Source organism: Streptomyces sp. NPDC049585 (genome assembly GCF_040675615.1).
GTDB classification, from domain to species: domain Bacteria; phylum Actinomycetota; class Actinomycetes; order Streptomycetales; family Streptomycetaceae; genus Streptomyces; species Streptomyces luteosporeus.
In genome coordinates this window covers 71,377-92,271 of sequence record NZ_JBFAPE010000006.1, presented here as the reverse complement: position 1 = coordinate 92,271, position 20,895 = coordinate 71,377, and the positions used below count along the sequence as shown (strand labels likewise).

Below are 20,895 nucleotides of genomic sequence, written 5' to 3'. Positions count from 1 at the left end.
GTCAGGCCCCCCTTTCGTGTATCAGGCGGAACACGTCGTCCAGGTCGAGGCGGGCCGCTGGTTCCCGGTTCAGGCCGAGCAGATCGAGCACGGCGGCCGAGACGGCGAAGGTAGCCTTGCCCTCCGTACCCGGCAGGGGCTGGAGTGGGTGCAACTCCCGCTCCCGTGCGGGGTCTTCGAAGCGGATCACTGGTTCGCCTCCACCGTCACCAGCTCCAGGCGGGCGGCGCGGTAGGCGACGCCGTCGGAGAGCTGACCGTTGAAGATCCGCGCCCACGGGGTCGCGAACAATTCGACCGGCCGCACCATCGCCCCCGGCTTGAGCCCGGCCGCCAGGCCGGTCTCCGGGACCGTGATCTTCAGGACCTCGGCGCGACCCTCCTCCATGAGCATCACGGTCACGGTGTACAGCGACGCGCCGGTCTCCCGGTCGGTGGCGACCTCCCCGGTCTGCTGGTCCTTGATCTTCAGCACCGGCTCGGTGCCCGCGATGCACACCGCCGACGGCAGCAGAGCAACACGGATTCGAGACATGGCCATGCCATCACATCCCTTGATCGATGGAGTCGCTTGATCGACTCGTCATGACCATAGCGGCACACTCGCTACACCCACAACACTCGATTCGTATCGCTACAGCGATACGGCTGGAACGCCGAGGACGCCCGGGTGTGCCGCGAGTGCCGACGCCGCTACCCTCGTGCCATGAAGCTGCCCCTGGGAGAGGACCCCCGGCCGCCGTACGTCCAGGCCGCCGACGTCCTGCGTGCCGCCATCCACGACGGCGAGCTGCGCCCAGGCGAGCGGCTTCCCGCCGCGCGCGAGCTGCAACGACGCTTCGGCATCGCCAGCTCCACGGTCCAAAACGCCCTGCGGCTCCTCAAGGAGGAGGGGCTGATCTACTCCGTCTTGGGTCGGGGTAGCTATGTACGCGCGCCAAAGCCGATTGTGGCCACCGAAACGGAGGCGGACGCGGCAGGGGAAGACGAGGTTGATCCCGGCGAGTCCGATCCTGAGTACACCGGTCTCGCTACCCTCCGGCGTGGTTGGCAGACTGCCGACAGTCCCCTTGACGATCCCCGCCCCCCGTACGTGCGGACCGCGGACGAACTCCGCAAGCAGATCAAGGACGGCCGGCTCGCACCGGGTGCCAAGCTCCCGTCCGCCCGGGATCTGCAAGCCCAGTACGGCATCGCCAACTCCACGGCGCAGAACGCTCTGCGGGTCCTCAAGGAGGAAGGGCTGGTCTACTCCGTGCAGGGCCGGGGCGTCTTCGTCCGCCAGCTCAGCCCGCGCGATCAGTTCCTCAAGCGCTACAACGAAGGGCTGGAGGAGATGGTGGTCCAGCGCCGGGCGGACGAGGAAGCGGTACGACTCAGCGGCAAGACCGATGACGAGGTAGCCGCCGAACTCGCTGCCGCCGAGGAACGGTTCATCAAGGCCAGCACCGAGTTCGAAGCCGCCACCGCCCACCGTGACGCCATGCGGGCTGTCATGGAGCAACGCAAGCGCCTCAGTGGCAACCACACGCCCGAGGAGACCGCCGCCAGTGCTCAGCGCCTACGCGACCGACTGAACGAAGGCAGACGCCGACGCTGAACCACCTGCACCCGGTGGACCGCCCGGGCGCGCAGCTGAGTGAGCTGTTCAGAGTTTCTTTACTTGATCAAGGCGGCCCGCTGGCGCGGCCCGCGCGCGCCCGGCCCGCCTGCCGCTCCTGTCTCCGCCCCGCTTGCCGACGGCCCCGCCGGTCCGGGCGCGCAACAGCCAGCACAGCCAACCTTTTCCGGGGCTCCGCCCCAGACCCCGGCCCTCCCTCCGAGGGGCAGGGGGCCACGTGTTGGGAGCGGCTTCGTCGTGGTGCGAGGTTCGGGGCCGCGGGTGGGGGTCCCTCGCCGCCCGGTCACCGGAGGCGTACCAGGAACCCCCGGGGGCCGCCAAGGCCGAGCGCATGCGTCACGGTGTGAGCCTTGGCGGCCCCCGGGGAACCCTGGCACGGCGAAGCTGCCCGACCGACGAGGGACCCCCACCCGCTCAGGCCCGGATCGTGCCGGGTGCTGGCCCTGGCCGGTGAGTGTCTTCTCCGAGGGCGCTTAGGACGCCAGCAGTTCGGCGACTTCGGGCACGTCGCGAAAGGCCCGCAGGCGGTCCAGGACGATCTGTGTCCGCTCTGCTGTTCGTTCGCTGCCGCTCTGCCCGAGGGCGAGCATGCGACCCGCGGTCTGGGCGGCGGCTTCGGGCTCGTTGGCGTCGGCGTAGGCCACAGCCAGCCATGAGAGGTACAGCGCCAACTCCCGGGCGTGGCTGGCGTCGTAGCGCCCGAGCACGTCCGCCAGCAGGGGTACGGCGCGCAGCGGACGGCGTAGCTCGGTGTAGACGCGGGCCTCCATGACCTGCAACTCCCCGGCGTCCATCCAGTACAGGTAGGTCGGTGATTCAGTGCCGGCGGAGTCCTCGGCCAGAGCCTCGGCCGCTTCTCTCAGTGCGGCCATCGCCGGGCGGTCCTGCCCGGCACGGGTATGCGCCCAGGCCACGCGGTCCAGGTACAGTGCGCGAGCCTTCGGGGGAGCATCCGGACCGGCGTCCTCCAGTGCGGCGTGGGCCAAGCCGACCGCGTCAGTCGTGCGCCCGGTGTTGCTCCATTGGTAGGCCAGCGAACCCGCCACGTTCCCGGACAGCACGCCGTCCCCGGCGGCCTGCGCTGCGCTCATACCGAGCCGGTAGATCCGCTCCGCCTCGGCATGCTCCCCGGCATCAGAGGCCACCCATCCGGCAATCTGCGCCAACTCGCCAATGGATCGCAGTAGTTCGCGACCTACTGCTTCGCTGTGTACGCCCTCGCGGTAGAGCTTCACCGCCGCCCGCAGCTCGCGCAGCGCGGGCCCGATCAGGTCCTTGCCGTACACCACGTCGTCGGCCAGCCGCAGGCCGTGCACCCGCTGAGCCAGGTCCGCCACCTGCCTGGCCCCGATCTGCCGGCCCGTACGGGCACGCAGCGGGGAGAGCGGGTTGCCCTTGGGTAGGAAGTCGGCCACCGACCGCACCGGCGGCGTGAGCTCGACAGGATGAACGGCCTTCGCCGCTTCCAGCATCTCGCGCGGGACCTCCAGAACCCGCGCGAGGAACGGCAGCCACTCACGCGGCGACCGCGTCCCGATCTCCCAGCGGGACACGTCATTCCGTGTCGGAGGAACGCGACCAGGAGCAGCCTCGGCCAGCGCCTCGGCGAGCCGCCGCTGACTCCAACCACGCGCCACGCGCAGCCGCCTGACCAGTTCCCCGACTGTCTCCCGCACTCCACCAGCTTGGCAGACAGAAAGGCAGACACGCTGGCTACTCCGCAAGGTCCACACCAGCGAGACCCTGATCAACACCCCCGAGCCAAGCAGAGGAGAGGGCAACACGATGGTCGAGCATGCGACACCGTGGCCAGGGCGTCCCGCGGCAGAGGGCCCACGCCTGCTGCCCTGGAACACTGCCGAGGGGAAGCCCTGCTACCTGAGCACCGACGGTCACGGCTACCTCTCCACTCTCGCCGACAGCATCGAGACGATCCAGCTCGGCATGGGCACGGAGCTGCTGGAGTACGCCCGCGACGCCACGGCCCCCGGAGCGCAGGCCATGTCGGCGACCGAATACCGCTGGCTGGCCCGCCGGTTGACCGAAGCCCTATCCGACGCACTCAGGGTCGCTGACTCGCGTGGGCAGCGCCTCCCGGGCCCGGAAGAGGACGAGAGGGACGACGATGCCTGACTCCACGAACCCCGACGCAACGGTCCGCACCCCCGCACGGGGACGCTACCGAGTCCGCGAGTACCACGTCACCACCGTCCCTGATCCCATGGCGCTGCCGACCCTCGAAGCGGTCTGCGTCACCGGCGAGGAACACAACTGCGGTGCCACCTCCGGCACCCTGCACACCCCGGACGAGCTGACCCGCTGGATCGCCGGACACTGCGCCACCACCGGCCACGGGGTGTACGAGCAGATCGCCCGCACCATTCTCCGCGCCGAGCCCGGAGCCTGGCAGTAGGGTCCCTCTGCGCCGCCACCGCATCAGCCGTAGCGCGACCGTGCGGCCCGCGTCGCTGACGGCAGTAGCGACGGCAACACCCACGGATTCCCCCGCACAACCACGGACACCAGCGGAACCCGAAACCATCGCTGATCTGCGAATACGCAAATAGAGAGGGACCGCGTAGCACACGTACTATGTGCTGGCAGGGCCCACCCCAGTTCTGGTTCACAATTGTGACCCGAGCGGGGGAGGGGATATTTTCTCGCACTTCACTGACGCTGACGGCGTGCAGGGAATTGCGGGTGTGGACGTTAGCGGAATGTCTGTTGGGCAGACGGTCAAGGTGAATAGCCTGCAGTTTGGGCAAGGTGCGAATGGGGTCATGGCCACCGGTTCCGGCGACATGTTTGCCACGACATTGGGGCGGGACGTCACATCTGGGCAGCTTGGTAGGATAGGCGTCTTTGGGGACAGGCAAAACTATGTGGTCCAGTTCAGTCAGGAGGCCGCTTTCGATCACGGGGTGAGGCCCGTGATGAATCCCGGGAACGGTTCAATTTTCACTTTCCCGGGCGGTACGCAATTCGGTGGCGAGTATACGTACACGGTCACGAGGGTTCGGTAATGGAATTGCCAGAGAGGCTTGAGGGCGCGCTGAACGGCCTCGCTTCACAGGACCTTGCATCCCGAGTGGGTGCGGTCGAGGAGCTTGCGGTTTGCTCGTCCGTCATCGCTGCTCGCGTGGCTACTGTGTTCGAAACGGACGAGGAGGCTCGCTTCCTGGTCTTCGAGCGGCTTGGCCGGTTCGGGTCTCTGATGATTGAGCCTATGGAGCGCGTATATCGGGACGCGGAAGACCAGAGTTTGAAGCTCATGTCGGCATCGGCGCTCACTTACCTGGGAAGCAATATCGGCGTCCCATCGCTCATGGGAGCAATCGCGGATGGGAATCCGGACTTGTGCATGGCTGCAATCGCTCTTTCCGCTGCCGGGGTATCTGAGGCGGCCAAGCCGATCGAGAATGTCCTGCTCGAATGTGACCTCTCGGACACCCAAACCGTGGAGTGCCTCGTCTCCTCGCTCCGACGGTTGAAGTATTCGATGTCGGAGAGCGCTCGTCTTCGCTTGTCCGAGATCGAGCCGAAGTGGTTGCGTGATTCGCTTCTTAGCTGAGCAGGGGCCGACATGCTGCCGAGGTAGCGGGTAGTTTGAGTCGTTGCGCAGAAGCTCCACCGGATGTTCTCCCGGTGGGGCTTCTGTCGTTTTGATGGCAACGTCGGTGGACGGCCCGGTGCGGTAGGCGGCGGTCGTCAGGTTCACTGACTTGGCCACCTCGGGCGTGACCCGTGGCGCCGACGTAGTGTCATGGGATGTCAGAGACGAGTGGACCGCCTCGAGTCCCGGTGCGGATTGTGATGAAGCGCCTTGCACGTTGTGTGTTCGGCTATGTGCTCACCAACGCGACCGGATGGACGGCCGCCGAAGCGCTCGCTGGAGGAGCGCTGTGGTCGAGTGAGCCGACCTTATGGAGGCGTCCGTTCTGGGACCTGGTTCTGTCCTGCCTCGCGGTGGGCCCATTGATCCTCGTGGGACTGCCCTCGATCCTCATCGCTCTCCTGCTCGGGTCCGTCCACACCAGGTCGGACCGGACGGAACACCGGTTCCTGCTGTTGCTCCTGCTCGTGCTCCCGACATGGTGGTTCTTCTTCGCAGGCACACCCGTCGTCCTGTGGGTCCAGCTTGTGATCCAGGCCGTCTTCGCCTTCGCCGTCATGCCGGTTCCCCTTGTGCCGCGCCTGGGTGGCAAAGCCGTGGAGAGCGGGTCGCCGTCCGGGGGATGACGCGCACGTACGCGTCGGGCGCCTCCGGACTGTTCCGGAGGCGCCCCTGTCGTTCACTGCAGGGTGTCTGCTACCGCTTCGCCGCGCAGTCGCCGCACGTGCCGAAGATTTCGATCGTGTGGGCGACGTCCACGAAGCCGTGGTCCTCGGCGATGGAGTCGGCCCACTTCTCGACGGCCGGGCCCTCGACCTCCACGGCCTTGCCGCACAGGCGGCAGACCAGGTGGTGGTGGTGACCGCTGGAGCAGCGGCGGTAGACGGCTTCGCCTTCGCTGGTGCGCAGGACGTCGACCTCGCCGGCGTCCGCGAGGGACTGCAGGGTGCGGTAGACCGTGGTCAGGCCGACGGAGGCGCCGCGGTGCTTGAGCATGTCGTGGAGCTCCTGCGCGCTGCGGAACTCGTCCACCTCGTCGAGCGCGGCCGCGACCGCGGCCCGCTGCTTGGTGGCCCGGCCGCGTACCGGGGGTCCGGCGGTCGCCACAGTTGCCTCCTCAAGCTCGCCTGAACACTCGTCGCACGGGGTGCAGGCCAATTGTGCCAGGCGATCAGACCTTGACGTCGTCCGTGACCGCCGTGCAGCGTTCCGCGGCCTTCGTCGCCGCGGCGCGGCGGCGGGCGAGGGGGGTGGCCAGGAGGGTCAGCAGGACGAACAGGCCGATGGCCAGGAGCACGATCGTCGCGCCGGAGGGCACGTCCACGTAGTACGAGGTCACGGTGCCGGAGAGGGTCACCAGGACGCCGATGGCCACCGACATCGAGAAGGTCGCCGCGAAGCTGCGGGCGATCTGCTGGGAGGCGGCGACGGGGATCACCATCAGGGCGCTGACCAGCAGCAGGCCGACGACGCGCATGGCGACGGTGACGGTGACGGCGGCGGTGACGGCGATGAGCAGGTTCAGCAGGCGTACGGGCAGGCCGGTGACGCGGGCGAACTCCTCGTCCTGGCAGATCGCGAACAGCTGCTTGCGCAGGCCGACGGTGGTGAGGATCACGAAGCCGGCGAGCAGGCAGATGGCCGTGACGTCCTGCGGCGAGACGGTGGTGATCGAGCCGAAGAGGTAGGTGGTGAGGTTGGCGTTGGAGCCGCCGGGGGCCAGGCTCATCAGCATGACGCCGCCGGCCATGCCGCCGTAGAAGAGCATGGCGAGCGCGATGTCGCCGCGGGCCCGGCCGTAGGAGCGGATGAGCTCCATGACGACGGCGCCCACGACGCAGACGATCGTGGCGATCCACACGGGGCTGGTGTTGAGCAGGAAGCCCAGGCCGACGCCGGTGAGGGCCACGTGGCCGATGCCGTCACCCATCAGCGCCTGGCGGCGCTGGACGAGGTAGACGCCGATGGCCGGGGCGGTGATGCCGACGAGGAGCGCGGCGAGCAGCGCCCGTTGCATGAAGGCGAGTTCGAGGATGTCCATCAGCTCAGCAGCCCTGTCCGGATCGGTTCCGCGGCCGGGTCGGCGTGCGGGTGTACGTGGTCGTGGCCGGGCAGCGCGTGCTGGCCCACGGCCTCGGGCGGGGGCCCGTCGTGGACGACGCAGCCGTCGCGCAGCACGACGGCGCGGTCGATGAGCGGCTCCAGCGGGCCGAGCTCGTGCAGCACGAGCAGGACGGACGCGCCGCGGGCGACCTGCTCGCGCAGGGCGCTCGCGAGGACCTCCTGGCTGGCGAGGTCGACGCCGGCCATCGGCTCGTCCATGATCAGCAGTTCGGGTTCGCCGGCGAGGGCGCGGGCGATCAGCACGCGCTGGTGCTGGCCGCCGGAGAGCGCGGCCACCGGGTCCTTGAGGCGGTCGGCCATGCCGACCAGCTCCAGGGCCCGTACGACGGCCTCGCGGTCCGCCTTGCGGGTCGGCCCGAGCTTCGTACGGGCCAGGCGTCCGGCGGCGACGACCTCGCGCACGGTGGCGGGTACGCCGCCGGCGGCGGTGGTGCGCTGGGGGACGTACCCCACGCGCGCCCAGTCGCGGAAGCGGCGCCGCGGGGTGCCGAAGAGCTCCAGCTCGCCTCCGGTCAGCGGGACCTGGCCGACGATGGCCCGCACGGCGGTGGACTTGCCGGAACCGTTGGCGCCGAGCAGGGCGACGACCTCGCCGCGGCCCACGCTCAGGTCGATGCCGCGCAGCACCGGGCGCGAACCCAGCGATGCCGTGGCCCCGCGCACGGATATGACGGGCTGCTCCATGGCTGTCTCCTGTCCGCTCACTTGGTTCCCAGGGCCTTCTGCAGGGCGGCCAGATTGGCCTTCATCACGCCGAAGTAGTCGCGGCCCCTGGAGGCGTCGGTGATGCCCTCGAGAGGGTCGAGCACGTCGGTCTTCAGCTTCAGGTCGCCCGCGAGCGTCTTCGCGGTGGCGGGGCTGGCGAGGGTCTCGAAGAAGACGGTGCTGACGTGGTGGTCCTCGGCGAGCCTGTGCAGCTGCTTCATGCGGGCGGCGCTGGGCTCGGACTCCGGGTCGACGCCGCTGATGGCCTCCTGGACCAGCCCGTAGCGCTCGGCGAGGTAGCCGAAGGCGGCGTGGGTGGTGATGAAGGTGTCGGAGGCGCGGTTCTTCAGACCGGCCGCGAAGTCATTGTTGAGCGTGTCGAGCCTCTTCGCCAGCTCGTCGGCGTTGTGCGCGTAGTCGGCCCGGTGCTCGGGGTCGGCCTCGCCGAGGGTCTTGGCGACGCCCCGGGCGACCTGGGCGTAGCGCACGGGGTCGAGCCAGACGTGGGGGTCGGTGCCCGCTCCGTCGTGGTCGTGGTGCTCGTCCGCGCCCTCGTCCTCGTGGCCGCCGGCCTCGGCGCCGTGCTTCTCCAGGTGGGTGAAGGAGGCGGCGTCCGCGACGTGCTTGTTTCCGGACTGCTTGATGGCCGCGTCGACGGCGGGCTGCAGTCCCTTGAGGTAGACGATCGCGCCGGCGTCGGCGAGGGAGCCGGTCTGCCGGGGGGTGAGCTCCAGGTCGTGCGGTTCGACGCCGGGCTTGGTCAGCCCCGTGACGTCGACATGCCGGCCGCCGACCTGCTGCGCCAGGAATTCCATCGGGTAGAACGACGCTATGACCTGCAGTTTCCCGTTCTTCTTGCCGTCGCCGCCGGTGACGGCGGAGCAGGCGGTGAGGCTCACGAGGCCGAGCGTCGCGGCGAGGGCGACGGCGGCGACGGATATTCGGCGCCGGCCCGGGGCCGGACGAATCGGGCGTACGTTCATGACACTCATTTTCAACAAAAATGGAAACGATTGTCAACTGCAGGGTGGGCCGCGCGTGCGGTCAAGCCAAGGCCAGAGCCGATTTGATGAGAGGGGGTACAGCGCCGGTAACCTGAATCATTCGCTGTTCGTCGTCGCAATGAAGAGAGCACCGTGGCCGCCGACAAGATCGACACCATCGTCAGCCTGAGCAAGCGCCGTGGCTTCGTCTATCCGTGCAGTGAGATCTACGGCGGCCAGCGCGCCGCCTGGGATTACGGGCCGCTCGGCGTCGAGCTCAAGGAGAACATCAAGCGCCAGTGGTGGCGCTACATGGTCACCTCCCGCGAGGACGTCGTCGGCATCGACTCGTCGGTGATCCTGGCCTCCGAGGTGTGGGTGGCCTCCGGCCACGTCGCCACCTTCACCGACCCGCTGACCGAGTGCACCTCCTGCCACAAGCGCTTCCGCGCCGACCACCTGGAGGAGGCGTACGAGGCCAAGCACGGCCGCCTGCCCGAGAACGGCCTGGCCGACGTCAACTGCTCGAACTGCGGCAACAAGGGCCAGTTCACCGAGCCCAAGCAGTTCTCCGGCCTGCTCTCCACCCACCTCGGCCCGACCCAGGACAGCGGCTCGGTCGCCTACCTGCGCCCCGAGACGGCGCAGGGCATCTTCACCAACTTCGCCCAGGTCCAGCAGACCTCCCGGAAGAAGCCCCCGTTCGGCATCGCCCAGATGGGCAAGTCCTTCCGCAACGAGATCACTCCGGGCAACTTCATCTTCCGCACCCGCGAGTTCGAGCAGATGGAGATGGAGTTCTTCGTCAAGCCGGGCGAGGACGAGCAGTGGCAGGAGTACTGGATGCAGCAGCGCTGGAACTGGTACACCGGCCTGGGCCTGCGCGAGGAGAACATGCGGTGGTACGAGCACCCGAAGGAGAAGCTCTCCCACTACTCCAAGCGCACCGCTGACATCGAGTACCGCTTCCAGTTCGGCGGCAACGAGTGGGGCGAGCTCGAGGGCGTCGCCAACCGCACCGACTACGACCTCGGCGCCCACTCCAAGGCCTCCGGCCAGGACCTGTCGTTCTTCGACCAGGAGGCCGGCGAGCGCTGGACCCCCTACGTCATCGAGCCCGCCGCCGGTGTCGGCCGCACCATGCTCGCCTTCCTCCTCGACGCCTACGTCGAGGACGAGGCCCCCAACGCCAAGGGCAAGCTGGAGAAGCGCGTCGTGCTGCGCCTCGACCCGCGCCTGTCCCCGGTCAAGGTCGCGGTCCTGCCGCTGTCCCGCAACCCGGAGCTCTCGCCGAAGGCCAAGGGCCTCGCGGCCGACCTGCGCAAGCACTGGAACATCGAGTTCGACGACGCCGGCGCCATCGGCCGCCGCTACCGCCGCCAGGACGAGATCGGTACGCCGTTCTGCGTGACCGTCGACTTCGACACCCTCGAGGACAACGCGGTCACCGTGCGCGAGCGCGACACGATGAAGCAGGAGCGCGTCTCCCTCGACCAGATCGAGGGCTACCTGGCCGCCCGCCTCATCGGCTGCTGACGCGACCGAACGCCTGACAACGCCCGAGGGCCCGGCTCCACCGCACCGCGGTGAGCCGGGCCCTCGGGCTTTTCCTCGCGAGGCTCAGCCACCGGCGTGCAGGCCGCGCAGCACCAGGTCGCACACCGCCTCGAAGGCGTCGTCGATGTCCGGCGCCGACCAGTGCGCCGCGTACGCCGGGTCGTGGAAGCGGCCGCTGGCGTCCCAGACGGCACGGGCCGTGGCCGCGGGGTCGCCGACGGCGAACTCGCCCCGGCGCACGCCGCTGTCGATGATCTGCTCCAGCTGCTCGATCATCGTCCCTATGTGCCGCTCCACGGTGGTGCTGTTCTCGCCGGCCAGCACCATGTACGTCGCGAACAGCTCGGGGTCGTCGCCGGCCTTGCGCCGCTTGGCGGCGAAGAGGGCCGTGAGCCAGTCGCGCAGGCGGGGCCCGGCCGGGCCCTCCGCGCCGGCGAGGGCGGACAGCTCGGCGTGCGACTGGTCGAGCCAGCGGTCGGTGACCGCCTCCCGCAGGGCGGCCTTGCTGGCGAAGTGGCGGTAGACGCTGCCGTGGCTGACGCCGAGCGCGCGGGCCACGTCGACCACGGTGGCCTTGGCCGGGCCGTAGCGGCGCAGCACGTCCTCCGTGGCCTCGAGGATGCGGTCGGGGGTCAGCGTCTCGGGCGGCATCTGGGTGCGGGTCCCTTCCGGGGAGCGGGTGGTCCTACGACCGTACCGGCAGCGGCGCGACCGCCCGCGGGCTACCGCTCGCTGTCCAGGTACGCCATCTGGGACTCGGGGTAGCGGGAGCCGGCGGCGGCGCCGGGTGGGACGGCCTCCTCGATGGCGGCGATGTCGGCCTCGCTCAGGGTGACCTCCAGCGCGCCCAGCGCCTCGGCGAGGCGGTTGCGGCTGCGGGCACCGATCAGGGGCACGATGTCCGCGCCGCGGGAGAGGACCCAGGCGATGGCGATCTGCGCCACGCTCGCGCCCCGCTCGTCGGCGACCTTGCGCAGGGCGTCGACGAGGTCGAGGTTGTGCTGGAGGTTCTCGCCCTGGAAGCGGGGGCTCATGCTGCGGAAGTCGTTCGCGGCCAGCTGCCGGTCGCGGGAGTAGTGGCCGCTGATCAGACCGCGGGAGAGCACGCCGTAGGCGGTGATGCCGATGCCGAGCTCGCGGCAGGTGGGCAGGATCTGCTGCTCGATGTCGCGGGAGAGCAGCGAGTACTCGATCTGGAGGTCGGCGATGGGCGCGACGGCGGCCGCGCGGCGCACGGTCTCGGCGCCCGCCTCCGACAGGCCGATGTGGCGCACGTACCCGGCCTGGACGAGCTCGGCGACGGCGCCGACGGTCTCCTCGATCGGCACGGCGGGGTCGACGCGGGCGAGCCGGTAGACGTCGATGTGGTCGGTGCCCAGGCGCTGGAGCGAGTAGGCGGCGAAGGTCTTCACCGCGGCGGGGCGGCCGTCGTAGCCGAGCCAGGCGCCGTCCGGGCCGCGCAGGGCGCCGAACTTCACGCTGGTCAGGGCCTGCTCGCGGGCATGGCCGGGGGCGGTGCGCAGGGCTTCGCCGATCAGCAGCTCGTTGTGACCCATGGCGTAGAAGTCGCCGGTGTCCAGCAGGGTGATGCCGGCGTCGAGGGCGGCGTGGATCGTGGCGATCGACTCGGCGCGGTCGGCGTCGCCGTAGAGGGCGGACATGCCCATGCAGCCGAGGCCGAGCGCGGATACCCGGGGGCCGGTGGTGCCGAGGGTGCGGTGCAGCACGGGAGGTTCCTTCGGTCGGGCAGGGGAGGGGGACCCGTACAGCGTCACACATGGACTGACGGATTTCAATATCTGTCAGTCCATCGAGTGAGTGCCCGGCTTCGGTCCCTCAGCGCACCGACCGGGGCAGGCGCAGCGTCAGCAGCACCGACACGACCACCAGCACGAGCTGGACGCCCAGGGTGATCGCCAGCGCCTGCCGCATGCCGTTCGACGGCGTCAGCGACAGGAACAGCGAGCCCATCGTCGCCACACCCAGCGCCATGAACGCCTGCTGCGTGGTGACCAGGACGCCGCTGCCGACGCCCGCCCGGTCCACCGGCACCTCGCTGAGCACGAGCCGCATCGTCAGCGGCATCAGCAGGCCCTGGCCCAGACCCTGCACGGCCAGCCCCGGCGCGAGGCCGAGGGGGCCGAGCCCGTCCCAGCCGTACCAGAAGGTCGCGGCCACGATCAGCAGGCCGGCGCCCTGCAGCAGCGCGCCGCCCGTCGCCAGACCCCTGCCGTACCGGGCGGCCAGCCGCGGCCCGGCCAGGGAGCCGGCCAGGAACGTCACGCACATCGGCACCAGCGCCAGCCCCGCCGCCAGCGGACCCAGCCGCAGGCCCTCCTGCAGGGCCACCGCGAGGACGAACATGAAGCCGCCCCACCCGATGGAGAAGGGGGTGATCAGCGTCAGTCCGCTGCGCACCGCGTGCACCCGCAGCAGCGACGGCGGCACCAGCGGGGTGCGCCCCGCCCGCTCCTGGCGGACCTCCACCACGACGAACGCCACGGCGGCCACCGGGAAGAGGGCCAGCAGCAGCCAGGACCACAGCGGCCAGCCCGCCGCGCGGCCCTCGGTCAGCGGCACCAGCAGCGCGATGAGCGTCACCGACAGCAGGACCGTGCCCCAGCCGTCGACGCCGGTGGGCCGCTGCGAGCGGGTCTCCGGGACGGCCCGCGCCGTCAGCAGCAGGGCCACGGCGGCGATCGGGGCGTTGATCAGGAAGATCGAGCGCCAGCCGGTGCCGGCCACGTCGACGGAGACCAGGACGCCGCCGAGCACCTGCCCGACCGCGCTGACCACGCCGGCCGTGCCGCTGTACAGGCTCATCGCGCGGGTGCGCCGCTGGCCGCTGGTGGTGGCCTGGATGGTGGCGAGGACCTGCGGCAGCATCAGCGCCGACGCCGCGCCCTGGGCGACCCGGGCGGCCACCAGCGTCCAGGCGTCCGGCGCCAGGCCGCAGGCCACGGAGGTCACGCCGAAGGCCGCCGTGCCCCAGCCGAACAGCCGCCGCCGGCCCACCATGTCGCCGAGCCGCCCGCCGAGCACGAGCAGCACCGCGTAGGCGATGCCGTAGCCGCCGACCACCATCTCCAGCAGCGCCGGGCCGGCGTGCAGGTCGTGGTCGATCGTCGGCAGCGCGACGTTGACGATGAAGAAGTCCAGGAACGGCAGGGCGGCTCCGAGCAGGACGGTCGCCAGGCCCAGCGGGGTGAGGACGGCGTCGGCCGGGGCCGCCTGCGGCGGGGAGACGGCGGGCGCCGGGGCGGGGGAGGGGTCGGTGACGGGGGCTGTCGACGATATCCGGGGTTCACTCACGGATACGACGATGGCAGCGGTCGGAGCCTGGTACCAGATTGTTCTTATCCTGGTACCTGCAGTACCTGGAAACAGCCTGTTGCGGGCCGCACCCTGGGGGCATGACGACGATGACGTTCGAGCCCTCCGCGGTAACCGTGCCTACGGCGGACGACGTACGCCGCCGGGAGCTGGCGGCCTTCCTGCGCTCCCGCAGGGAGCGCATCACGCCCGAGCAGGTGGGGCTGCCGCGCGGCCCGCGCCGCCGTACGCCCGGGCTGCGCCGGGAGGAGGTGGCCCAGCTCGCCGCCGTCGGCGTCACCTGGTACACGTGGCTGGAGCAGGCCCGGGACATCCAGGTCTCCACCCAGGTGCTCGACTCCCTCGCCCGCGCGCTGATGCTCGACCGCGGCGAGCGCGGCCACCTCTTCGCCCTGGCCAACGCCGTCGACCCGCTGCCCGGCACGGACAGCGCCGGCATCACCCCGGCGCTGCGCGAGATGCTGGAGCAGCTGGAGCCGCTGCCCGCCACGGTGCAGAACGCGCGCTACGACATCCTGGCCCACAACCGCTGCTACGGCCGGCTGATGAGCGACCTCGACGCCCTGCCGCCCGAGAACCGCAACTGTCTGTGGCTGCACTTCACCGATCCCGTCTGGCGCGCCTCCGCGCTCAACGGGGCGGAGGCGCGGCGGGCCATGGCCGCGAAGTTCCGCGCCGCCATGGCCGAGCACATCGCCGAGCCGGCCTGGAAGTGCCTGCTCAAGCGGCTGCTGGACGCCTCGCCCGAATTCGGCGAGCTGTGGGCGCGGCACGAGATCGTGCCCGTCGACGACCAGCGGCAGGCGATCCTGCAGCACGCCCGGGTGGGGCTGCTGCGGCTGAACCACACCAGCCTGTGGACCGGGCCCACCCCCGGCACCCGGCTGATCGCCTTCACGCCCGCCGACGAGGACAGCCGGGAGGGGCTGCGGCGCCTGCACGCCCTGGTGCTCGCCGAGGAGGCCGGGACGGGCGACCCACGGGGGGTCTGCGCCGAATGAGGGACAATTAACGGTCAGCCCGACCCTCCGCACCACTTCGAGGAAGCTCCCTCCATGACGCTCCAGATCGGTCCGCACTCGGTGCAGCCGCCGGTGGTCCTGGCCCCCATGGCGGGGATCACCAACGCGCCCTTCCGCACCCTCTGCCGTGAGTTCTCCGGGGGCAAGGGGCTCTTCGTCAGCGAGATGATCACCACCCGCGCGCTCGTCGAGCGGGATGCCAAGACGATGCGGCTGGTCCACTTCGACGACACCGAGAAGCCCCGTTCGATCCAGCTCTACGGCGTGGACCCGGTCACCGTCGGCAAGGCCGTCCGCATGATCGTGGACGAGGACCTGGCCGACCACATCGACCTCAACTTCGGCTGCCCCGTCCCCAAGGTCACCCGCAAGGGCGGCGGCTCGGCCCTGCCGTACAAGCGCAACCTGCTGCGCTCGATCCTGCGGGAGGCCGTGGGCAACGCCGGGGCCCTGCCGGTGACGATGAAGATGCGCAAGGGCATCGACGACGACCACATCACCTACCTGGATGCGGGCCGCATCGCCGTGGAGGAGGGCGTCACCGCCATCGCCCTGCACGGGCGCACCGCCGCCCAGCACTACGGCGGCACCGCCGACTGGGAGGCGATCGCCCGGCTGAAGGAGGCCGTGCCGGAGATCCCGGTGCTGGGCAACGGCGACATCTGGTCGGCGGAGGACGCCGTGCGCATGGTGCGCGAGACCGGCTGCGACGGCGTGGTCGTCGGGCGCGGCTGCCTGGGCCGGCCGTGGCTGTTCGCCGACCTGGTCGCCGCCTTCGAGACGGGCGGTACGCAGCAGAGCGCGCGCCCTGCGCTGCGGGAGGTGGCGCGGGTGATGGTGCGCCACGCCCAGCTGCTCGCGGAGTGGCTGGAGGACGAGGAGCGCGGCGTCATCGACTTCCGCAAGCACGTGGCCTGGTACACGAAGGGCTTCGCGGTCGGTTCGGAGCTCCGGAAGAAGCTGGCAATCGCCTCATCTCTGGACGAACTGGACGCTCTTTTGAGCGAGCTCGACCTGGACCAGCCCTGGCCCGCCGGTGCCGACGGGCCCCGGGGTCGTACTTCCGGACGTAATCGCGTGGTGCTTCCGGACGGGTGGCTGGACGACCCGTACGACTGTGCAACCGTCGGCGCGGAGGCGGAACTCGACACTTCGGGCGGGTGAAACCGGGGTGGACGGCGAGTGATTCTCGCCACCTCTGATACATGATGCGCTCAGATGAGCGCGCCGATCGGGGGTGCATCTCTCGTAGGGGTGGCACTGCGTGCCACCCTTTTTCCCTTCAAGAGTCGACGCCATGCTCCGCCGAACGGCGGATTTTCTCGACTCTGTGTGATGGGGCGATTGTTTTCGGTCATCTTCTCTTCAGGAAGTGAAGGAAGCGGGTTGAAACCTCAGATGAGCGGAAGACTTTCGATCTGCTGGCTGACGGGTGCTTACGCCCACAGGTTGGCGGAGTAGACCTCCCTAGACGCCTTCGATCTGGGTACGCTCCCCGCCGTCAGGGCAGCCCTCCCCCCAGCGTCCCCGGGAGGCCCCGAGTGAGGAGTCGATTCCCGTGCCGGTAACCGAAGATCGCCAGAAGTTCGTCTACGCCTTCACCGAGGGCAACAAGGACCTCAAGGACCTGCTCGGCGGTAAGGGGGCCAACCTCGCCGAGATGACGAACCTGGGTCTGCCCGTGCCGCCCGGCTTCACCATCACCACCGAGGCCTGCAAGGTCTACCTCGACGGGGGCCAGGAGCCGCCGTCGATGCGCGACGAGGTCAGCGCCCACCTGACGGCCCTGGAAGAGCGCATGGGCAAGAAGCTCGGCCAGCCCGACAACCCGTTGCTCGTCTCGGTGCGTTCCGGCGCCAAGTTCTCCATGCCCGGCATGATGGACACCGTCCTGAACATCGGCCTGTCCGACGCCTCCGTGACCGGCCTCGCCGACCAGGCCGGCGACGAGCGCTTCGCGTGGGACTCCTACCGCCGCCTCATCCAGATGTTCGGCAAGACCGTCCTCGGCGTCGACGGCGACCTCTTCGAGGAGGCGCTGGAGGAGGCCAAGCGGGCCAAGGGCGTGGCCACCGACGTCGAGCTGGGCGCCCAGGACCTCAAGGGCCTGGTCGAGCAGTTCAAGGGCATCGTCGCCAAGGAGACCGGCCGCGAGTTCCCGCAGGACCCGCGCGAGCAGATGGACCTCGCCATAAGGGCGGTCTTCGAGTCCTGGAACGGCGACCGCGCCAAGCTCTACCGCCGCCAGGAGCGCATCCCCGGCGACCTGGGCACGGCCGTGAACATCTGCTCCATGGTCTTCGGCAACCTCGGCCCCGACTCCGGCACCGGCGTCGCCTTCACCCGCGACCCCGCCAGCGGCCACCAGGGCGTCTACGGCGACTACCTGCAGAACGCCCAGGGCGAGGACGTCGTCGCCGGCATCCGCAACACGATGCCGCTGGCCGAGCTCGAGCGCATCGACAAGGCCTCCTACGACCAGCTGATGCAGATCATGGAGACCCTCGAAACGCACTACAAGGACCTGTGCGACATCGAGTTCACCATCGAGCGCGGCAAGCTGTGGATGCTGCAGACCCGCGTCGGCAAGCGCACCGCCGGCGCCGCCTTCCGCATCGCCACCCAGCTGGTGGACCAGGGCCTGATCGACGAGGCCGAGGCCCTGCAGCGGGTGACCGGCGCCCAGCTCGCGCAGCTGATGTTCCCGCGCTTCGACGAGAAGGCGAAGGCCGAGCTGCTCGGCCGGGGCATCGCCGCCTCGCCGGGCGCCGCGGTCGGCCGGGCCGTCTTCGACTCCTACACCGCCGTGAAGTGGTCGCGCTCGGGCGAGAAGGTCATCCTCATCCGCCGCGAGACCAACCCCGACGACCTCGACGGCATGATCGCCTCCGAGGGCATCCTGACCTCCCGCGGCGGCAAGACCTCGCACGCGGCCGTCGTGGCCCGCGGCATGGGCAAGACCTGCGTCTGCGGCGCCGAGGAGCTGGAGGTCGACACCAAGCAGCGCCGGATGACCGCGCCGGGCGGCGTGGTCGTCCAGGAGGGCGACGTCGTCTCCATCGACGGCTCCAGCGGCAAGGTCTACCTCGGCGAGGTGCCGGTCGTGCCGTCCCCCGTCGTGGAGTACTTCGAGGGCCGCATGCACGCCGGCGCCGACGACGCCGACGAACTGGTGCAGGCCGTGCACCGGATGATGGCGTACGCCGACCGGATGCGCCGCCTGCGGGTGCGGGCGAACGCCGACAACGCCGAGGACGCCGCGCGCGCCCGGCGGTTCGGCGCCCAGGGCATCGGCCTGTGCCGCACCGAGCACATGTTCCTCGGCGAGCGCCGTGAACTTGTGGAGCGACTCATCCTCGCCGACACCGACACCGAGCGCGACGAGGCACTCAGTGCCCTGCTGCCGCTGCAGAAGGCCGACTTCGTCGAGCTGTTCGAGGCGATGGACGGGCTGCCGGTCACCGTCCGACTGCTCGACCCGCCGCTGCACGAGTTCCTGCCGGACATCACCGACCTGTCCGTGCGCGTCGCCCTCGCCGAGGCGCGGCAGGAGCCGCACGAGAACGAGCTGCGCCTGCTGCAGGCCGTGCACAAGCTGCACGAGCAGAACCCGATGCTCGGCCTGCGCGGTGTGCGCCTGGGCCTGGTCATCCCCGGTCTGTTCGCCATGCAGGTGCGCGCCATCGCCGAGGCCGCGGCCGAGCGGGTGGCGGCCAAGGGCGACCCGCGCGCCGAGATCATGATCCCGCTGGTGGGCACCGTCCAGGAGCTGGAGATCGTGCGCGAGGAGGCCGAGCGCGTCATCGCCGAGGTCGAGGCCGCCAGCGGCGCGGGCCTGAAGCTGCCGCTCGGCACGATGATCGAGCTGCCGCGCGCCGCACTGACGGCCGGTCAGATCGCCGAGGCCGCCGAGTTCTTCTCCTTCGGCACGAACGACCTCACCCAGACGGTGTGGGGCTTCTCCCGCGACGACGTGGAGGCCAGCTTCTTCACGGCGTACCTGGAGAAGGGCATCTTCGGCGTCAGCCCCTTCGAGACCATCGACCGCGACGGTGTCGGCTCGCTGGTGCGGGCGGCCGTCCAGGCCGGCCGGGCCACGCGGCCCGACCTGAAGCTGGGCGTGTGCGGTGAGCACGGCGGCGACCCGGACTCGGTCCACTTCTTCCACGAGGTGGGGCTGGACTACGTCTCCTGCTCGCCCTTCCGGATCCCGGTGGCCCGCCTGGAGGCGGGACGGGCGGCGGCCCTGAACGGCACGGCGGGCGGCAGCGACAGCCGCTGAGTGCGGGGCAGTTGAAGCTCCGGAGCCGGTGTGGGATGACCTCGACCCTCAGACCCCGACGGCTCCGGTAGGGAGGAGGGGCAGCACCCGTGCGGGGGGCTGCCCCTCCTGTGCTTGCCACGACGGGGGGCGAAACCCCCTCGTAACGGGCGCGATGCGCCCCGGCGCATGGCGAAGGGGCGGCGCCCGTGCGGGAGCGCCGCCCCTCTTTACTCCCCCACCGGGAGTTGTTGCCGCCCGCATCGGCTCGGGCGGCAACTCGCGTACTCAGCGTCCGCTTATTCGCTCGCCACCCCCCACGGGAACGAGCGGTGCGGCCCTGAGTGCGTGAATAGCATTTCGCTTGTGCGATGTTCGCCGCGAGTCCTTTCAACTGTGGCCAAAAGGGCGTGGTAACACCTCGTATCGGTGTGCATACTCAGTGAGCGGGGGGTGGCCGCGGATGTCTCATGTGGGGGTTTGGTGCTGCGTGTCCATTTCACTGGACTCGATCTGGCCCGGTTGCGCCTGGCCGGCGACCCGGACGTGCTCTGGGAAACCGTATTGAGCCTGCACCGGCTCCGGGACAAACAAGGCGAGTCGATCTTCGGAGATTGGCGGTCGGAAACCCGGGCTCGGTTGAATGGTGAAACTCGGCTACTGGCGCCGCTGGTACCTCCCCGCGGATATTTCCCCGACTTCCTGACGCCTCCGGAAGGGTTAGCGGGACTCGACTGCGGCATACAGGCGCTGCGGGCCACACCGGCCGAGCGGGTGCACGACGAGTTGTCGCGGTTGTCCACCGTGCGGACCCTGCCGGCTTGGATACGATCGCTCGCCGACGGCGACACCCGCGCCTTCGGCAAGCTGATCGCCGCGCTCCACGCGTACCACGACGCGGCCATCGCACCCTACTGGTCGCACATCCAGGCCCAGATCGAGGCCGACCGCGCCGTGCGCGGCCGGGCCCTGCTCGACGGCGGCGCGGACGCGCTGCTGTCCTCGCTGCCGCCGACGATGCGCTGGAACGCGCCCGTGCTGGAGGTCGACTACCCCGTCGACCGCGACCTGCACCTGGGCGGCCGCGGGCTGCTGCTCCTGCCCTCCTTCTTCTGCCGCCGCACCCCCGTGGCGCTGCAGAACCCGGAGCTGACCCCCGTGCTGGTCTACCCGGCGCGCACCATGTCGGAGACGGCGCCGGTGGTGCCGGCCGCGCCCAAGTCGCTCGGCAAGCTCGTCGGCCACACCCGCTCGGCGGTGCTGGGCTCGATCGGCGGTGGCTGCACCACCAGCGAACTGGCCCGCAGGGTCGGGGTGTCGGCGGCCTCGGCGAGCCAGCACGCCGGCGTGCTGCGGGAGGCGGGCCTGGTGCTGACGCTGCGCAACGGCAGCGCGGTGATGCACACCCTCACGCCCCTGGGCGCGGCCCTGCTGCGCGGCGGCCACGCCCACGGCCACCGCGGCCCCCAGAACAGGCCGCGCGTTCAGTCGTCGATCCCCGAGCGCTCCACCCCCGCCACGATGCTGCAATCTCCCGGGGGCTGACCCCCGGACCCCCAGCCGCGGCCGGGCCCGGGTCGTCAGTCGTCGATCCCCGAGCGCTCCACCCCCGCCACGATGCTGCAATCTCCCGGGGGCTGACCCCCGGACCCCCAGCCGCGGCCGGGCCCGGGTCGT

Annotated in this window: 20 protein-coding genes; 10 read left to right on the top strand and 10 right to left on the bottom strand. The window is 70.3% G+C overall.

Annotated elements, in window-relative coordinates; translation table 11 throughout:
• Position 1: 1 nt before the first annotated feature.
• Together AB0K17_RS09575 and AB0K17_RS09570 are read right to left on the bottom strand one after the other, a co-directional pair.
• Entirely contained in the window at positions 2–190 is a 189-nt protein-coding gene (locus AB0K17_RS09575) for a hypothetical protein (protein WP_365982665.1), read from the bottom strand.
• The gene (locus AB0K17_RS09570) at positions 187–540 is read right to left on the bottom strand and encodes a hypothetical protein (protein ID WP_365982664.1); all 354 of its coding nucleotides are present in this window, start codon (positions 538–540) and stop codon (positions 187–189) included. The genes AB0K17_RS09575 and AB0K17_RS09570 overlap by 4 nt, the downstream gene beginning before the upstream one ends.
• 165 nt (positions 541–705) lie before the next feature.
• Between AB0K17_RS09570 and AB0K17_RS09565 the strand changes: the two genes are divergently transcribed.
• Positions 706–1,599 carry a GntR family transcriptional regulator gene (locus AB0K17_RS09565; protein WP_365982663.1) on the top strand — a complete coding sequence of 298 codons (894 nt, stop codon included), beginning with the start codon at positions 706–708 and terminating at the stop codon, positions 1,597–1,599.
• 494 nt (positions 1,600–2,093) lie between these two features.
• Here the strand turns inward: AB0K17_RS09565 and AB0K17_RS09560 are convergent, their stop codons facing one another.
• A complete protein-coding gene (locus AB0K17_RS09560) occupies positions 2,094–3,173 on the bottom strand; it encodes a transcriptional regulator (protein ID WP_365982662.1) in 1,080 nt (359 codons plus the stop codon).
• Positions 3,174–3,405: 232 nt separating this feature from the next.
• On the opposite strand from AB0K17_RS09560, the gene AB0K17_RS09555 reads away from it, so the two are divergent.
• The 4 genes from AB0K17_RS09555 to AB0K17_RS09540 all read left to right on the top strand — a co-directional run bounded on the left by AB0K17_RS09555 (position 3,406) and on the right by AB0K17_RS09540 (position 5,859).
• The gene (locus AB0K17_RS09555) at positions 3,406–3,753 is read left to right on the top strand and encodes a hypothetical protein (RefSeq protein ID WP_365982661.1); all 348 of its coding nucleotides are present in this window, start codon (positions 3,406–3,408) and stop codon (positions 3,751–3,753) included.
• On the top strand, positions 3,746–4,033 hold the full coding sequence (locus AB0K17_RS09550; RefSeq protein WP_365982660.1) for a hypothetical protein: 288 nt from the start codon (positions 3,746–3,748) through the stop codon (positions 4,031–4,033). The genes AB0K17_RS09555 and AB0K17_RS09550 overlap by 8 nt, the downstream gene beginning before the upstream one ends.
• A gap of 609 nt (positions 4,034–4,642) precedes the next feature.
• On the top strand, positions 4,643–5,191 hold the full coding sequence (locus AB0K17_RS09545) for a hypothetical protein (RefSeq protein WP_365982659.1): 549 nt from the start codon (positions 4,643–4,645) through the stop codon (positions 5,189–5,191).
• A gap of 242 nt (positions 5,192–5,433) precedes the next feature.
• Complete coding sequence (locus tag AB0K17_RS09540; RefSeq protein WP_365982658.1) at positions 5,434–5,859, top strand: hypothetical protein; 426 nt, start codon at positions 5,434–5,436, stop codon at positions 5,857–5,859.
• Positions 5,860–5,929: 70 nt separating this feature from the next.
• Here the strand turns inward: AB0K17_RS09540 and AB0K17_RS09535 are convergent, their stop codons facing one another.
• The 4 genes from AB0K17_RS09535 to AB0K17_RS09520 form a co-directional block, all read right to left on the bottom strand.
• Entirely contained in the window at positions 5,930–6,340 is a 411-nt protein-coding gene (locus AB0K17_RS09535) for a Fur family transcriptional regulator (RefSeq protein WP_365982657.1), read from the bottom strand.
• Between the two features lie 64 nt (positions 6,341–6,404).
• Complete coding sequence (locus tag AB0K17_RS09530; RefSeq protein ID WP_365982656.1) at positions 6,405–7,274, bottom strand: metal ABC transporter permease; 870 nt, start codon at positions 7,272–7,274, stop codon at positions 6,405–6,407.
• Entirely contained in the window at positions 7,274–8,041 is a 768-nt protein-coding gene (locus AB0K17_RS09525) for a metal ABC transporter ATP-binding protein (protein ID WP_365982655.1), read from the bottom strand. The genes AB0K17_RS09530 and AB0K17_RS09525 overlap by 1 nt, the downstream gene beginning before the upstream one ends.
• A gap of 17 nt (positions 8,042–8,058) precedes the next feature.
• Complete coding sequence (locus tag AB0K17_RS09520; protein WP_365982654.1) at positions 8,059–9,045, bottom strand: metal ABC transporter substrate-binding protein; 987 nt, start codon at positions 9,043–9,045, stop codon at positions 8,059–8,061.
• Positions 9,046–9,198: 153 nt separating this feature from the next.
• On the opposite strand from AB0K17_RS09520, the gene AB0K17_RS09515 reads away from it, so the two are divergent.
• Positions 9,199–10,581, top strand: a complete 1,383-nt coding sequence (locus tag AB0K17_RS09515; RefSeq protein ID WP_365967085.1) for a glycine--tRNA ligase — start codon at positions 9,199–9,201, stop codon at positions 10,579–10,581.
• Positions 10,582–10,665: 84 nt separating this feature from the next.
• Here AB0K17_RS09515 and AB0K17_RS09510 read toward each other — a convergent pair whose 3' ends face one another.
• From AB0K17_RS09510 to AB0K17_RS09500, 3 genes are all read right to left on the bottom strand, one after another.
• A complete protein-coding gene (locus AB0K17_RS09510; RefSeq protein WP_365982653.1) occupies positions 10,666–11,253 on the bottom strand; it encodes a TetR family transcriptional regulator in 588 nt (195 codons plus the stop codon).
• Positions 11,254–11,324: 71 nt separating this feature from the next.
• The gene (locus tag AB0K17_RS09505) at positions 11,325–12,329 is read right to left on the bottom strand and encodes an aldo/keto reductase (RefSeq protein ID WP_365982652.1); all 1,005 of its coding nucleotides are present in this window, start codon (positions 12,327–12,329) and stop codon (positions 11,325–11,327) included.
• Between the two features lie 109 nt (positions 12,330–12,438).
• Positions 12,439–13,914 (bottom strand): MFS transporter, encoded by a 1,476-nt coding sequence (locus tag AB0K17_RS09500; protein ID WP_365967088.1) that lies wholly within the window; start codon positions 13,912–13,914, stop codon positions 12,439–12,441.
• 101 nt (positions 13,915–14,015) lie between these two features.
• Here AB0K17_RS09500 and AB0K17_RS09495 point away from each other — a divergent pair, with 101 nt between their 5' ends.
• The 4 genes from AB0K17_RS09495 (at position 14,016) to AB0K17_RS09480 (ending at position 20,763) form a co-directional block, all read left to right on the top strand.
• Positions 14,016–14,936: a helix-turn-helix transcriptional regulator gene (locus AB0K17_RS09495; RefSeq protein WP_365967089.1), complete on the top strand. Its 921-nt coding sequence runs from the start codon at positions 14,016–14,018 to the stop codon at positions 14,934–14,936.
• Positions 14,937–14,990: 54 nt separating this feature from the next.
• The gene (dusB, locus tag AB0K17_RS09490) at positions 14,991–16,121 is read left to right on the top strand and encodes a tRNA dihydrouridine synthase DusB (RefSeq protein WP_365967090.1); all 1,131 of its coding nucleotides are present in this window, start codon (positions 14,991–14,993) and stop codon (positions 16,119–16,121) included.
• Between the two features lie 394 nt (positions 16,122–16,515).
• Positions 16,516–19,239, top strand: a complete 2,724-nt coding sequence (gene ppdK / locus AB0K17_RS09485; RefSeq protein WP_365982651.1) for a pyruvate, phosphate dikinase — start codon at positions 16,516–16,518, stop codon at positions 19,237–19,239.
• Between the two features lie 462 nt (positions 19,240–19,701).
• Positions 19,702–20,763, top strand: coding sequence for a helix-turn-helix domain-containing protein (locus AB0K17_RS09480; protein ID WP_365967161.1), 1,062 nt, complete (start codon positions 19,702–19,704; stop codon positions 20,761–20,763).
• The last annotated feature ends 132 nt before the right edge of the window (positions 20,764–20,895 follow it).